The following is a 15,060-nucleotide window of genomic DNA, read 5'->3' as shown; positions in this document are numbered from 1 at the left end:
CATACACTCAAAATATTATTCACCACAGCCATCAACAAAAAATGCCGGACATAATGATATGCCCGGCATTGAATAATATGGTTTGATACTATTTATTTACTCAGGAGCATAAACTCAGTTGCAGATTTGCTGTTCAGTTTAAGTACATACGCACCGCGTGCTTTGGGTTGTGATAAATAAAATTTATTATTATCGCTTTCAATATGCAGGTAGGCGGCCGGGGTATAAGCATCCGCTTTATCAAGCGTAAAGCTAACCGCGCCGGTGGTTTTGTTGTATGCTATGGTTTTAAACTTACCGGCATCCAGCGTAAGCCAAAGCTTTAAAGGCGCTATAAATACCCTTGATTTTGCCGCCGTTGTAACAGCCACACTAACCACATCACCCTTGGCGGTAACATTGCCGCCAAAGGCCAGCCAGCCGAAAGTAGCATCATTAGCAATATAGGTAGCCGTGTTTACAGCATAACCAAAAAAGTTAGGGCCGTAATCGCCTGACAGATAATCTATCCTTAACGTTGATGGGAACGAGTGGAACGCTGCCGGGCCAAAACCATCCTCGGTAATGTTTGATATGGCACCCAAGGTACCGCCGTAACCAACCCTGAGCAGGTACAAGTCATCGGGCTGGCTACGGTAGCCTGCAAGCACCGGTATAGCATTCAAGCCCGATCCATAGTGGTGCAATTGGCGTTCCACACGTGATAACTTACCACCGTACAAAAAGTCCCAGTAACGGCGGGCAGAACCATTATAACCCCAGTGCGGAACGGTTGGCATGTAACCCAATATGGCATTCAGGGTTACCAGCGCCTTATCATCATACCCAAAGTATTTTGACCACACATAAACCTCCTCCTGCCCTGTTGAATCCCAGGGCATTTCGCTGCCAAAAGGGTATTGCAATGTACGCCAGTGATCGGCACGTTTACGCATAGCGGCTTCTAACTTGCCTGCCATCTCACCCCAGCCTTCGGCTTTTAAATCCTGCAAAATAAGGTAAAATATAGTACCTTCCATTTGCCCGAACTGCGCGTAGTATGGTGCTAAAGTTATCATGGCCATGCTGGTACCGTAAGCATTGGTTAAATACCATTGCCAGTTATATTCGCTCACCAACCCTTTATGGTTACGGGCCAAGCGATACAACGCCCAATGCGCCGCGGCAACATGCGGATAGTTGTATGAACGGCCTATATCATCCGCACCCTTTTTATCCCAGGCGGCCCAGGTTTTGTAGTTAATGCTGTCACTATAAGTACCGGCTGGTTTACCTTTCGGGTCGTAATAATAAAGGCTTTTTTTAACCCCGTATTTTTCTTTACCCTCGCTGTGCTGCAAGCCGCCCCAAATAGTATGGTTAACAAACAATTGCAGTTTTTGCACCTCCGCTTTGTCGGGCTGTATCACTTCCTTCATCATGGCACCCAGCCAGCTACCCGCGCCACCCTCATCGCTCAGGCCCACTATCCAGGCACGGCTATCCTGTAATACCTTGGCTTTTTTCTCGTAATCGTAGGTAATTACCGAGTTGCTGCGACCAAACAAGTCCTTATCATTATGATACCATTGTTTGGTGGTTAAAAAGTTGCCAAAGTCCTTTACTACCTGTTCTTCGGGTTTAATAACCTTGTAGCTGATGGTTTGCTTCAGGCCGTCGGCATAAGTTACCGTTAGTCTTGCCCTACCCCATGTGTTGCCTTTAACCTGGTAAACCGACCAGCCCGCGGGGGCACCATCAGCTTTGGTAAATGTAAGCGCGCCTTCAGGTTGTACCTTAATGTCTGTAACCTGCTTATTATAATTTAAAAACAATTTGCCATCAACATCCTGCGGGATGATGTAACCCGGTACGCCCATAGCCACCGGGCGATTATTGGCAATTAGGGTTTTCTCGATATTCCTGATCGCGTCAGCCAAAATAAATTTAACCGCGTAACGGCGTGTTTCGCCGGGTTTAAGGGTAAACGTGGTTGGCTCGTTCCAGGGCTGTGCTTTTTTCCATTCCTTATCGGCGTAGGCTTTGCTGTGCACCATCCACTCATAAAAGCCTTCAAAGTCGATGCCGCGCGGGGTTGGGTCATCCAGCAGTGGGTTGTACGCTTCAAAAGGCGTATTGCCATCAGGCACCACTAACAAAGCAGGCCCTTGCCCGCTCAGGCGGGTAACCTGTAAATAACCTGCACCATTACCTATGTACGGATCGTAGAAAACACATTCGGCATGGGCTTTTTCAAGAGATTTATCCTGCAAGATATTGTTGAAGATCATCGGCATACCCAGCGAGCCTATTTCTACCGCCTTGTTGCTGGTGTTGGTAATATCAAACTCCAATATCAGTTGCCCGTTCCGCTGTTTCCACAAACGCTCAACTTTTAGCGGGATATTGGCAGGCAAAGTAGCGGCCAGGTCGGCGGCAGCCAAAATGCTGTCATTTACAGCGAGCGGTTTAACAGCCGCGCGTTTAGTGGCGGTAGAAAAGCTGGTCCACGAGGTATCGCCTTCAGTTTTTAACCTGATGTTGATATCACCCAACTGATACAAACCATCGCCGCTGCGTTGTTTTAACCTGTCAGCAGGGATGTAATCAAAACCTGTGGCTGATTTGGGTTCAAGCCCGGTTATTGTTTGCGAAGCCCTTATCAATTTTAAATTAAACGCCGAAGTATTATAGTTATCAATCCCTGCTTCTATACCAAGCGTAGAAGGTCGCTTTGAAAGCGCTTCCCAAGGGTTTTGCGCGTTGGCCAGCAGGCTACCGAACATCAGCAAACCTGTAAATATAGCCGCGCGCCGGTTGTTAATATTATTTTTAGGGGAAAGGGAAATGTTTACCATACTTTAGTCAACCTGTTTTAATCAGGTTATAAAAATACAGTTATATGCAAAAGCTATTCGGCTATAATTTGCCAAATAGTAGTCTGTTTTTAACCTAAGCCTACGGTTTATGCGGTTTGAGACAGGTTATTAATATTACTTAAATAATTGTCGAGGTATTCGCGCGGAGAATTGCCTGTAACCGCTTTAAATACGCGGTTAAAATTGGTAATACTTTTAAAGCCGCACTTAAAGGCTATTCCAGATACATTCTCAAACTTATTTGATGTAAGCCGTTTACAAGCCTCATTTACGCGAACCTCGTTTAAAAAGGACACAAAGGTATGCCCGGTATGTTTTTTAAAGTAACGGCAAAAGGATTCGGAGGTCATGCAGGCGGCACGGGCAACATCATCCAGCGTGATGGCGCTGTTATAATTCTGCATGATATAATTGTAGATATTGCCAATGCGGATGCCTTCGCTCTCGGCCATTGATGGCAGGCTGCCGTGGGTTGACAATGCTTCGGGCTTGCCCTCAACAGCTATAAGGCCTTGCATTAATTCCAGAAAATTAACCAGTTTTTTACTGCCTGATGCATCCCGCACCTGCATCATCATGTTGGCAATGGGTTCGCTATTTATCGCCGGAACTTTAAAGCCCAGGCTATGCTGATTCAAGAACTGTTTGAACGGCCGCAATTCTGGCAAATCAAACATGGATGAAAGCATGCCATCCGGATTAAAAAAAATGGTAAGCGCCTTTACCGGGCGATGATGTTCAGATTTAAAATACTCAGGGTTACTTTTAAACAGATGCGGCAGATTAGGGCCGATGTAGTAGATCTCGCCGGCGGTATAAGCATGCATGTTATTTCCGGCTATAAGCGTACCCTCGCCCTTTTGTACCCAGGTAAGCTGTGCCTCGGTATGGCGGTGCAGGTGCGGGTAGTGGTAAGGCAACTCCACCTGATCGGTGATCACACTTTTATCGTGCGCTACGGGGATGGTAAATTGCAATACTTTCATCGTATTAAATCAGGGTTAAATCAAACCCCAATTTACGATATTATCCTCAAAAAACAAATAAAGCCCGTAATCGTGTTAAAATATGGCTAAAACGAATTACGGACTTTAGTGATGCCGCTAAAAGCGGTTAGGAGAAAAAGCGTTGACGTCTATTTCTGTCGGGCTGCCATCAACCACCTGCTTAACCAGCAAACCGGTTGCGGGGCCCAGGCTCAAACCCATCATACCATGGCCGGTGGCTACCACCAGGTTACTGTATTTTTTACTGCGGCCAATGTAAGGCAAACCATCCGGTGATGAGGGGCGGAAACCAAACCAGATATCCTTCTGCGCGGGTTCCTGCGGATGCAAGTCAGGTAAATATTTGGGTACCGATTCAACAATACCCTTCACCCTGTTCATATTGATCTTATCATTTAACTTACCCAACTCCATGGTACCGCCGTAGCGCAGGGCACCATTCATGGGGGTTATAGCTACCCGGGCCTCGCAAAGCAAAGCCGGTATCTGCATACGCTGTTCAGGCTCAGGCACCATAAAGGAGTAGCCCTTACCCGGCATCAACGGCACATTAATATCGATCATTTTAGCGATAGCCGGCGACCATGAGCCACCCGCTATAATGTACTGATCGGCATCCCAGGCCTTATTGCCGGTAAACACCTTTGCTATTTTGCCTGCCGAGGTTTCGATACGGGTAACTTCGGCATTGCGCTCTATTTTTACGCCGTTTGCCTGTAAGTGCTTTAATAATTTGGCTATTAACTGGTTAGGATACAGGTGCGCATCGCAACGATAGTGCACCGCGCCCAATACGTCAAGCGCCAGGTCTGGTTGTAAAGCCTTGCATTCATCTGCATTTAAAACCGCCATATCCAGGCCTAATTCACGGGCTTTTCCGGCTAAATGAGCTTCTTCCTCGCCCGCCTTTTCGGTTTTGTAAAACATCAGGATGCCTTTTTCAACCAGGCCAAAATCAAAATCGGGCTGACTGTTCAGCTCGCTGTAAAGCTTTTTGCTGAGCAACGATATCTCCAGCAATGGCTTTGCCGAACGCTCGACGTGTGCTGTATTGGCGTGTTTGAGAAACTTTACACCCCAGGAGATCAGGTCGCTGCTTAACGATGGCTTTACATAAAAAGGGCTCTTGCTGTTAAACATCCAGCGGATGCCTTGCTGCACCATGCCCGGCGCGGCGAGCGGTATAAAGTGGCTCGGCACGATCATCCCCGCGTTGCCGAATGAGCAGTTATCGCTCAGATCGCCTTTTTCAAGGATAGTAACGTCATGGCCTGCCTGCTGCAAATAATAGGCAGAGCACAAACCCATAATACCACCGCCGATAATAACTATTTTTGACATATTGATAAAAGGCCGCATTGCAGCGGCCTTATGTTATGTTGTAATTAAATAACCTGGAAACCGTGTGCGTATGGGTCTTCATCATCAATTTTGATGGTGTTGTAACCATACACCTTAGCCCAACCTTCTATACCGGGTACAATGGCATCAATATCACCTATCTTTACCTCATCCTCAACCGTACCGGTAAACTTGCTGCCGATGATACTCTCGTGGATAAACTGATCACCTTTTTTGAGTTTGCCTTTAGCGTGCCATTGTGCCATGCGTGCAGATGTACCGGTACCGCAAGGCGAACGGTCAATCGCTTTATCGCCATAAAAAACGGCGTTGCGGGCTGTAGCGTCATCAGACAAGGTAGCGCCAGCCCATAACACATGCGTACAGGTGTTTATAGTTGGGTTTTGCGGATGAACAAAGGTGTACTTTTCGTTAATACGCGTGCGAATAGTACGGCTCCAGCTAATTAGCTGCCCGGCGGTATAATTTTCCAAACCTGCAAAATTCTCCTGCGGATCGATAATAGCGTAATAATTACCGCCATAAGCCACATCAAAAGTTAGCTTACCCAGATCAGGGCATTCTACTTCCAGGTTTTCGGCTGCCAGGTACGATGGAACGTTGACCAGCTTTACCGAGGTAACTTTTTGACCGACTTGCTTGTAAGAAATAATCACTAAACCGGCAGGCGCTTCCATACGCACCACACCCGGCGTTTTAGGCTGGATCAATCCTTCCTCTATCGCGATAGTAATCGTACCGATGGTACCATGCCCGCACATGGGCAGGCAGCCACTTGTTTCAATAAACAACACGGCCACATCATTCTCCGGATCATGAGGTGGATATAGTATACTGCCCGACATCATATCGTGCCCGCGGGGCTCGAACATCAGGCCGGTACGGATCCAGTCAAATTCTTTTAAAAAGTGCTGGCGTTTTTCGCTCATATTATCGCCCTTGAGCTGGGGGCCGCCGCCTGCAACCAGCCTTACCGGGTTGCCGCAGGTATGCGCGTCAATACAAAAAAAGGTTTTGCTGCTCATGTTATGCTTTCGTCCATTCGTTATTCACCTGCCTCCAAATTCCAAGCGGATTGCTATCCTGCAATTCGGCCGGTAAAAGGCTGTCTTCCCAATCCTGCCATGCCACAGGGCGCACAAAACGATAGATAGCACCTGTACCGACAGAGGTAAACCTGCTGTCGCTTGCTGCCGGGAAAGGCCCGCCATGCTGCATAGCTGCGCAAACCTCAACACCTGTTGGTACTCCGTTTAAAATAACCCGGCCCGATATATCTGCCAGTTTATCCAGCAAACTACTATAAGCGGCAAGCTCCTCACGCTCCGCCATAACGGTTGTGGTAAGCTGGCCTTCAAGGGTATTTACTACGGCTTCAAGTTGCTGTACATCATCAGCTATTACGAGTAGCGACCAAGGGCCGAATATTTCCTCCTTCAGCTTATGATTTTCAATAAAATCGCTTGCCTTAACGGTGGCCACCGTGGCTACCGACTGGTTGCAAAGCTCCTGGTTAACGTTACCTGAACGGGCAATGATATCAAGACCAGCCTCACCTACCACACCTTGCGACAGGTTTTGATAGTTTTGCCAGATGCCCGGTGTAAGCATAGTTGCTGATGGCACCACTTCAATCGCTTTTTTCAGGCTGTCGATGAATACGTTTAAGGCATCAGACTTAACAGCCAGTATCAAACCCGGATTGGTACAAAATTGCCCGGCACCCATAGTAATAGATGCGGCATATTTAGCGGCCAGTGCTTCGGGTTGTTTCTTTAGGGTTTCCGGCAATAATATTACCGGGTTGATGCTGCCCATTTCGGCAAACACCGGGATAGGTTCCTTACGGTCGCGGGCCATATCAACCAGCGCCATACCACCTTTGTAGGATCCGGTAAACGCTACGGCCTTAGTAAGCGGGTGTTTTACCAGGGCGGTACCTACCGCATAACCTGAATCATGCAATAGCGAGAAAACGCCTTCGGGCATACCGGCATTTACAGCCGCTTTGCTGATGGCTTCGCCAACCAGCGCGCTGGTACCGGGATGCGCAGGATGTGCCTTTACAACAATTGGGCATCCTGAAGCTAAGGCCGAAGCCGTATCACCACCGGCAACAGAAAATGCCAGCGGGAAATTACTCGCGCCGAATACTACTACCGGGCCAATAGCCTTGTACATCCTGCGAATGTCGGGCTTGGGTAATGGCGTACGTTCAGGCATGGCGGTATCAATAACCGCCTCAACCCACGAGCCGTTCTCTACCAGATCAGCAAACATACGTAGCTGACCGGTTGTACGGCCCATTTCGCCCAATAGCCGGGCAGTTGGCAAACCGCTTTCGGCCGCAGCCCGGCTAACCAGGGTATCACCCAAAGCGGATATCTCCTCGGCTATGGTGCGTAAAAACGTGGCCTTTTTAGTATTCGATATATTTTTATAGCTACTGTAAGCCTGTTGCGCAGCCTGCATAGCCTGCTCAACCAATTGCTCATTGGCTACCTCGAAGTCGCCCTCGAGGTGTTTGCCCGTTGATGGATCGACAGCTTTAAAGCTATCGCCAGTTAATGATATGTGCTTACAGCCTACAATATTTTGTCCTTTGATCATTCGCCAAATTTATAAACTTACCTCGGCTAATTTACCCCAGCTTCCTTCAGGTAATTCAGGGCGGTTAGCCAAAGCCGCGTCAATCACTGCTAATACTCTTTCACGCTCGGCTCCTTTTAATGGTAAACGTGGCGCACGGGTTTGCTCGGTACCAATACCGGTAGCTACTTCGGCCAGTTTAATATACTGTACCAGTTTGGCATGGATATCCAGTTCCAGCACCGGCAAAAACCAGCGGTGTATAGCGATGGCCTCATCAATGCGGCCTGCTTTTATCAAACGGAAAATAGCAACAGTTTCTTTCGGGAAGGCATCAACCAAACCGGCAACCCAGCCATGCGCACCCATAATAATACTCTCGGTAGCGATCGGGTCAACACCGGTCATGATCTTAAAGCGGTCGCCAAAGCGATTGATCATGCGGGTAACGTTCATCACGTTACGGGTTGATTCTTTAACGGCCTGAATAGTCGGGTAAACCGACAGGCGCTCAAACATATCTAAAGTAACTTCAATTTTATAATCAACTGGGTTGTTATAGATCATGATCGGCAGCGGCGTACTCTCGGCAATAGCTGAAATGTAAGCGAAGGTTTCGTCCTCATCAGCGTTATAACGCATTGGCGGCAACACCATCAAACCATCGGCACCAAGTTCATAGGCCTTTTGCGCAAACTTAACCGCCGCGCGTGTTGATTGCTCGGCAATGTTAAGTATAACAGGCACCGAACCTTTAACATACGCTAAGGTATGGGTAAGCAAGCTGAATTTTTCGTCTTCCGTTAACACGCTTGCCTCGCCTAACGAGCCACCTAAAATTATACCCTCTGCACCGGCTTCAAGCTGAGCTTCTATGTTTACATCAAAAGCATCAAAATCCAGTTGATCATCTGCAGTAAATTTGGTTGTTACTGCCGGGAAAACACCTTTCCAGCTAAATTTTATCATTTCGTAATTAATATTTTTTACAAAACTATATTTAAATCCAATGTGGGCTTCATAACAAATTAGCCTATACTTACTACATTTTACCCAAAAACCTGGTGTGGATTATAATGATTTATAAACAGGTCAAAATACGCACAGTATATGCCAATAAACACATATAAAGTAATATGGCAGGCATTGTAACTTAGTGCCTTTCACTTAACGCACCGCGTTGTTAATTATACCTTTATATATGTATCTCAAAAAAAGGAGTAAATTATTTGCCGCCCTCGCCGCGGGCTTGTTAATAGGCCAGGCAGCCGTAGCGCAATCTTACCTGCCCGAGCTTAACGACAAGCAAATGGCTATTAAACCCAAAGCACCGCTTAAAGCTTATGCCTTTAACCTTACGCAGGTAAAGCTGCTGCAAAGCCCCTTTAAAACCGCTATGGACAAGGATGTGGCTTATCTGCTATCTGTTGAACCGGACAGGCTGCTGTCAGACTTTCGTGTACACTCGGGCTTAAAAGCCAAAGGTGCTAAGTATGAGGGTTGGGAATCATCAGGCCTGGCTGGGCATAGTTTGGGGCACTACCTGTCGGCCATTGCGCTGCACTATGCTTCAACCGGCGACCCAGAATTTTTAAAACGATCAAACTATATAGTTACCCAATTGGGCAAATGCCAGGTTGCCCGCAAAACAGGCTACATTGGCGCCATACCTAAAGAGGATACCATTTGGGCTGAGGTGGCTAAAGGAGATATACGTTCGCATGGGTTTGACCTGAACGGCGGCTGGTCGCCATGGTACACGGTGCACAAGGTATTTGCCGGCTTGCTTGACGCGTATTTATATACCAATAACAAACAGGCGCTTAAAATTGCCGAAGGCCTTGCCGACTGGACCGGTAATACCGTTAACGGCATGAACGACGAGCAACTGCAAAAAATGCTTTTTTGTGAATATGGCGGCATGGCCGAAACGCTGGTTAACCTGTATGCCATCACCGGGAAGAAAAAGTACCTCGACCTGTCGTACAAGTTTTATGATAAGGTGATACTTGACCCGTTGGCTGAGCAAAAGGATATTCTGCCGGGCAAGCACTCCAATACGCAGATCCCTAAAATAATTGCCAGTGCCCGCCGCTATCAGTTAAACCTGGATGAAAAGGACGACCGCATTGCCAAATTCTTTTGGAAAACGGTAGTTACCGACCACTCCTACGCTACCGGCGGCAATAGTAATTACGAATATTTAGGCCCTGCCCGTAAGCTGAACAATACCCTTACCGAAAGCACCACCGAAACCTGTAATACCTATAATATGCTGAAGCTAACGCGGCACCTGTTCGCTCAGGCACCATCGGCCTATTTGATGGATTACTACGAGAAAGCGCTGTACAACCACATCCTCGCCTCGCAAAACCATGATGACGGTATGATGTGTTACTTTGTGCCCCTGCGTATGGGTGGCCGCAAGGAGTTCAGTACGCCGTTTACCACGTTTACCTGCTGTGTGGGTTCGGGCATGGAGAACCATGTTAAGTATAACGAGAGTATTTATTTTCAGGGTGCTGATGGCAGCTTGTATGTAAACCTGTTCATTCCATCGGCATTAACCTGGAGGGAAAAAGGCGTTACCATTACACAGCAAAGCAACCTGCCTGCCGGTGATGAAACTACCCTAAGTATCGCAACAGCCAAAGCTGCTAAATTCGCGCTCCGCATACGTAAACCAAGCTGGACCACCGGCTACTCCCTAAAGGTTAACGGCAAACCGCAACAAGCTACCGCCGATGCTGACGGCTACCTGGTGATTAACCGTAGCTGGAAGAATAATGATAAGATAACCTTTACTATGCCCGAGCATATTTATACAGAGGCTATGCCTGATAATGATAAGCGCCAGGCGGTATTTTACGGCCCGGTATTATTAGCCGGCGTATTAGGTAATACCGAGCCCGACCCGATGAAGGGTACGCCTGTATTTGTTACCAGCGAAACTGACCCTAACAAGTGGCTGCAAATGGTTGACAAAGATCAACTGAGCTTCCGTACGGCAAGCATTGCCCAACCGGCAGATGTTACGCTGGTACCTTTTAACCAGGTAAATAATCAATATTATTCGGTTTACTGGGATGTTTTTACGCCTGAAACATGGGCTGTGCAGCAAAAGGCTTACGATGAGCTGCGTAAAAAACAACAGGAACTGGAAGCCCGCACCACCGACCTGATCCGCCTGGGTGAGATGCAGCCGGAACGCGATCATAACCTGACCGATGAGCATGGCGAAACCGGTGAGGATCATCAAAAGAAATTCCGCGTGGCGAATAATGGTGGCTTTTTACAGTATGCCATGAAAACTGATCCTAACAAGCAAAACACATTGATCAATATCTATTGGGGTATGGATAACCGTGGCCGTGTGTTTGATGTATTGGTTGATGGCATTAAGGTAACTACCGAAGATTTGAACAAATACAAGGAAAGCCGTTTTTATGAAATTGAATACAACATTCCTATTGAGCTGACCAAAGGCAAAAGCAAGATCACCGTTAAGCTACAAGCTAAACCGCAAAACAGCGCGGGTCCGGTTTATGGCAGCCGCATGGTACGCGAGTAACTCAACCTACTTTATTCAAACCCGAGCCCTGCCATTAGCAGGGCTTTTTTGTTGTAATGGGGTTTGATTATAACTATTTGTGCGTTAACTTTAATTATACCAAAAACACTACATTATGATCTTCAAAAACGCCATTAGCTGGTTTGAGATACCGGCCGCGGAGATTGACCGCGCGCAAACCTTTTACGAAAGAATATTTGATATTAAGATGGACAGGATTGAATTTGAGGGCACCACGATGTGCCTATTTCCGCTTGAGGACCCGATGAACGGCGTTGGCGGCGCGCTTTGCCAGGTGTCCGACTTTCATCAGCCATCGGCCAACAGCGGCACCATGATCTACCTCAATGCCAACCCCGATGTTCAAATTGTGGCCGACCGTATTGAGGCCGCCGGTGGCACCATCATCGTACCTAAAACAGAAATATCACCGGAATATGGCTATATGGCCGTGTTTTTAGATACCGAGGGCAACAGAGTGGCATTGCATTCAGTACCGGAGAAATATTTATAATATCTATAACTAAAAAAAATGGCGCCTTGAAATAACAAAGCGGCCATTTTTTTACAAGCTGAAATATATATTAAGATACCGTGATATAGTACATCTTGATTATAGCTTCCGGCTTAAATAGTTCTTTATTCGTCCCTACCGCGATGGTTTTCCATTCGGTTGTTGGGGTAAGCTTTACCTGTTTGGTTTTGTCTTTCAATACCAGTGGCAGGTTAAAGCCGGGGATGCAGTTGGTGTAACGGTATTTAAGCGTTTTACCATCAGCGCTGTACTGTAATTCCAGGTTGGGTATCTGCGTGGTAGTCAGGTATTGCTGAAACACATTTTTGTAATCAAACTTAGCCTGGGCCGATATGTAGTTCTGTATCTGCGCGGCGGTTACGGTTTGGTGGTAAAACTGTTTGTTTAACCCACGCATTATATTGCGGAACAGCACATCATCATTAATACTATGCCTGATGGTTTGCAGCATGTTACCACCTTTGGGGTACATATCGCCGCTGCCCTGCGCGTTTACGTTGTAAGGCGGAATAATAGGCTCCTTATTCTGGATGCCCTTGCGGATGCCGTAGTTATAATCGTTACCGGCATCAACACCAAAGCGGTAATCAACATACAGGGTTTCAGAGTAATTGGTGAAGCTCTCGTGTATCCACATATCAGCCAGGTCATTACTGGTAATATTGTTGCCGAACCACTCGTGCCCGCTCTCGTGCACAATGATGAAATCCCACTTCAGGCCCAACCCCGTACCCGAAGCATCGCGCAGGCGGTAGCCCGGTTTGTACCAGTTGCCGTAAGCTACGGCGCTCTGGTGCTCCATACCGGTATGCGGCGCGTCAATCAGCTTGTAACCATCCTCATAAAAAGGGTACGGACCAAACCAATGCTCAAACGCTTTAAGCATGTGCTTCACCTCAAACGGCATATAAGTTTTAGCCTTCGGCAGATTATAGTCAAGCACCCAGTAATTCAGGTCGAGCTTGCCCCTTTCGCCGTTGTACACCTCGCTAAAGTTTACATACTTGCCGATGTAAGGTATAATATCATAATTGTTGATGGGGTTATTTACCGCCCATTTGTAGGTGGCGGTACCATCATTATTTTTTTTGTGCGATTGCAGCCGGCCATTAGCCACAGCCACCAAGGTATCGGGCACGATCATGGTAAGCGAAGCCCCATTATCCGGTTCGTCCGACTGATGATCTTTACACGGGTACCACACCGAAGCGCCGAGGCCCTGGCAGGTAACGGTCATCCAGGGGCGGTTAAGTGAATCTTTGGCGAACGTCCACCCGCCTACCCAAGGCGGCCTCACGCCCTCTTTGGGCGTGCCTGAAAAGTAAACGGCCAGTTTATGCTCCGATTTTGAGGCTTGTTCACCAACAGTTACATGCCAGGCGTTGCCTTCACGGGTGTATTTTAGTTTTTGCTTGCCATCCAGCAGGATGCTGTCAATGTTTAATGGCTCCTGCAAATCAACCTGCATTATGGGCGAGTGCTTTGCAGTAAGCACTTTATAAGTAATCACGTTAGATCCGGCGGTGGTTTTGGTCTTATAATCAGGCTTTACGGTGATATCGTACTTCAATACATTCCACCAAACACGTTCGGGTGTTATGGTACCGCGCAGGGTATCGGCACGGGTATAAACTTTGGGGGCTGTTTGGGCAAAGCAACCGGCAGCGGCAAGCAGTGCTAAAGCAGTAAGGCGTAATCTGGTGTGTATCATAATCAAAATAAATATACGGGCATAAGCCCGGCAATCAGCAAAAATAGTTTACAAAGCCATGGCTTGCCAACCGGTTATTAGCCCCTTTTTTACATATCTTAGCTTTCAGCATCTTTTAAAACGGTAAATGAGTAACTGGCTAAAAAACTACAGCGGAATATTATGGCTTATCAGCGGCGTAACGGCCGGTGCCATTGCAGGTTTGGTGATGGGCAAACAGGTAGTTGTGCTGAAACCTATTGGTGACATTTTTTTGAACCTGTTGTTTATTGCCGTAGTACCGCTGGTGTTCTTCGCCATATCGTCGGCCATTGCTAACCTTAACGGCACAAACCGTATCGGTAAATTATTGAGTGTAACCTCGCTGGTATTTTTAGGGACGATACTGGTATCAGCAACCTTAACCATTATCGCGGTGCGCCTGTTCCCGGTGCATGAGCAGCTAACCGCGCCACCGCTTACCGAGCAGATCAGCAAAAAGCCTTTTGGCGAGCAAATGGTACAACTTTTTACCACCGCCGATTTTTACCAGCTATTCACCCGCTCCAGTATGCTGGCCATGATACTTTTTTCGGTGCTGATCGGTTTTGCCGTACTGCGCTCCGGCGAGGATGGTGTACGTTTCGCCCGGTTTTTAAACGCGGGCAACGAGGTATTCAAACAACTTTTCATCATCCTGATGAAGATGGCACCTGTTGGGCTTGGCGCTTACTTTGCCTACCAGGTAGGCTATTTCGGGCCGCAGCTTTTTGGGGCCTATGCTAAATCGCTCGGTTTGTATTACAGCGTGGGCGCATTTTACTTTGTGTTTGGTTTTAGCGCTTACGCGTTTATTGCAGGCGGCATCAAAGGTTTTAAACGCTACTGGAAAAACAATATCATACCCTCGGCAACAGCGGTAAGTACCTGTAGCAGCATTGCTACCATACCTGCTAACCTGGAAGCTGCCAAGAAAATCGGCGTTGCCGATTATATCGCTAACATTACCATACCGCTTGGCGCTACGCTTCATAAGGATGGCTCCAGCATATCATCCATTATTAAAATGGCGGTGGTATTTGCCCTGTTTGGTAAAGGGTTTGATAGTCCGGAAACCATTATCAGCGCATTGGCCATAACTGTTTTGGTAAGCATTGTTGAGGGCGGAATCCCCAATGGCGGTTATGTTGGCGAACTGTTATTTATATCTGCTTACGGCTTTCCGCCGGAAGCGCTCCCCCCTGCCATTATCATCGGTACTTTGGTTGACCCATTGGCTACCCTGCTTAATTCAACCGGCGATACGGTTGCCGCAATGCTGGTAGCCCGCTTTACTGACGGCAAAAACTGGATGGAAAAATCCGCATAATTCGCTTTGTTTTAAACGTTTCAACATCTTTTTGTACATTTATTTGGATTTAATCTAAATAAGAACATACATTTGTGAC

General features: G+C 47.3%; 10 protein-coding genes. 3 read left to right on the top strand and 7 right to left on the bottom strand.

What is annotated here, in order from left to right; all coding sequences use genetic code 11:
- Positions 1-92: 92 nt before the first annotated feature.
- The 6 genes from AC3WJC_RS06445 to AC3WJC_RS06420 all read right to left on the bottom strand — a co-directional run bounded on the left by AC3WJC_RS06445 (position 93) and on the right by AC3WJC_RS06420 (position 8,785).
- Positions 93-2,837: a DUF5695 domain-containing protein gene (locus AC3WJC_RS06445; RefSeq protein WP_492398251.1), complete on the bottom strand. Its 2,745-nt coding sequence runs from the start codon at positions 2,835-2,837 to the stop codon at positions 93-95.
- Positions 2,838-2,944: 107 nt separating this feature from the next.
- Positions 2,945-3,844 (bottom strand): AraC family transcriptional regulator, encoded by a 900-nt coding sequence (locus AC3WJC_RS06440; RefSeq protein ID WP_492398250.1) that lies wholly within the window; start codon positions 3,842-3,844, stop codon positions 2,945-2,947.
- Between the two features lie 117 nt (positions 3,845-3,961).
- Complete coding sequence (locus AC3WJC_RS06435) at positions 3,962-5,206, bottom strand: NAD(P)/FAD-dependent oxidoreductase (protein ID WP_492398249.1); 1,245 nt, start codon at positions 5,204-5,206, stop codon at positions 3,962-3,964.
- Between the two features lie 44 nt (positions 5,207-5,250).
- Positions 5,251-6,252: a 4-hydroxyproline epimerase gene (locus AC3WJC_RS06430; protein WP_492398248.1), complete on the bottom strand. Its 1,002-nt coding sequence runs from the start codon at positions 6,250-6,252 to the stop codon at positions 5,251-5,253.
- Position 6,253: 1 nt separating this feature from the next.
- Positions 6,254-7,837: an aldehyde dehydrogenase (NADP(+)) gene (locus tag AC3WJC_RS06425; protein WP_492398247.1), complete on the bottom strand. Its 1,584-nt coding sequence runs from the start codon at positions 7,835-7,837 to the stop codon at positions 6,254-6,256.
- 9 nt (positions 7,838-7,846) lie between these two features.
- A complete protein-coding gene (locus AC3WJC_RS06420) occupies positions 7,847-8,785 on the bottom strand; it encodes a dihydrodipicolinate synthase family protein (RefSeq protein ID WP_492398246.1) in 939 nt (312 codons plus the stop codon).
- 232 nt (positions 8,786-9,017) lie between these two features.
- Between AC3WJC_RS06420 and AC3WJC_RS06415 the strand changes: the two genes are divergently transcribed.
- Positions 9,018-11,387: a beta-L-arabinofuranosidase domain-containing protein gene (locus AC3WJC_RS06415; RefSeq protein ID WP_492398245.1), complete on the top strand. Its 2,370-nt coding sequence runs from the start codon at positions 9,018-9,020 to the stop codon at positions 11,385-11,387.
- Between the two features lie 115 nt (positions 11,388-11,502).
- Positions 11,503-11,901, top strand: coding sequence for a VOC family protein (locus AC3WJC_RS06410; RefSeq protein WP_492398244.1), 399 nt, complete (start codon positions 11,503-11,505; stop codon positions 11,899-11,901).
- A gap of 70 nt (positions 11,902-11,971) precedes the next feature.
- On the opposite strand, the gene AC3WJC_RS06405 is transcribed toward AC3WJC_RS06410, so the two are convergent.
- A complete protein-coding gene (locus AC3WJC_RS06405; protein ID WP_492398243.1) occupies positions 11,972-13,633 on the bottom strand; it encodes a M1 family metallopeptidase in 1,662 nt (553 codons plus the stop codon).
- A gap of 127 nt (positions 13,634-13,760) precedes the next feature.
- On the opposite strand from AC3WJC_RS06405, the gene AC3WJC_RS06400 reads away from it, so the two are divergent.
- Positions 13,761-14,981 (top strand): dicarboxylate/amino acid:cation symporter, encoded by a 1,221-nt coding sequence (locus AC3WJC_RS06400; protein ID WP_492398242.1) that lies wholly within the window; start codon positions 13,761-13,763, stop codon positions 14,979-14,981.
- The last annotated feature ends 79 nt before the right edge of the window (positions 14,982-15,060 follow it).

It is taken from the genome of Mucilaginibacter sp. FW306-07-L (assembly GCF_058782065.1).
The sequence above is the reverse complement of the archived record's forward strand: the minus strand, read 5'-3'. Positions and strand labels throughout refer to the sequence as shown.

Excerpts from the sequence above, each read along its gene's own strand:
- AC3WJC_RS06445 (WP_492398251.1), bottom strand. The coding sequence starts at position 2,837 with ATGGTAAACATTTCCCTTTCCCCTAAAAATAATATTAACAACCGGCGC.
- AC3WJC_RS06440 (WP_492398250.1), bottom strand. The coding sequence starts at position 3,844 with ATGAAAGTATTGCAATTTACCATCCCCGTAGCGCACGATAAAAGTGTG.
- AC3WJC_RS06435 (WP_492398249.1), bottom strand. The coding sequence starts at position 5,206 with ATGTCAAAAATAGTTATTATCGGCGGTGGTATTATGGGTTTGTGCTCT.
- AC3WJC_RS06430 (WP_492398248.1), bottom strand. The coding sequence starts at position 6,252 with ATGAGCAGCAAAACCTTTTTTTGTATTGACGCGCATACCTGCGGCAAC.
- AC3WJC_RS06425 (WP_492398247.1), bottom strand. The coding sequence starts at position 7,837 with ATGATCAAAGGACAAAATATTGTAGGCTGTAAGCACATATCATTAACT.
- AC3WJC_RS06420 (WP_492398246.1), bottom strand. The coding sequence starts at position 8,785 with ATGATAAAATTTAGCTGGAAAGGTGTTTTCCCGGCAGTAACAACCAAA.
- AC3WJC_RS06415 (WP_492398245.1), top strand. The coding sequence starts at position 9,018 with ATGTATCTCAAAAAAAGGAGTAAATTATTTGCCGCCCTCGCCGCGGGC.
- AC3WJC_RS06410 (WP_492398244.1), top strand. The coding sequence starts at position 11,503 with ATGATCTTCAAAAACGCCATTAGCTGGTTTGAGATACCGGCCGCGGAG.
- AC3WJC_RS06405 (WP_492398243.1), bottom strand. The coding sequence starts at position 13,633 with ATGATACACACCAGATTACGCCTTACTGCTTTAGCACTGCTTGCCGCT.
- AC3WJC_RS06400 (WP_492398242.1), top strand. The coding sequence starts at position 13,761 with ATGAGTAACTGGCTAAAAAACTACAGCGGAATATTATGGCTTATCAGC.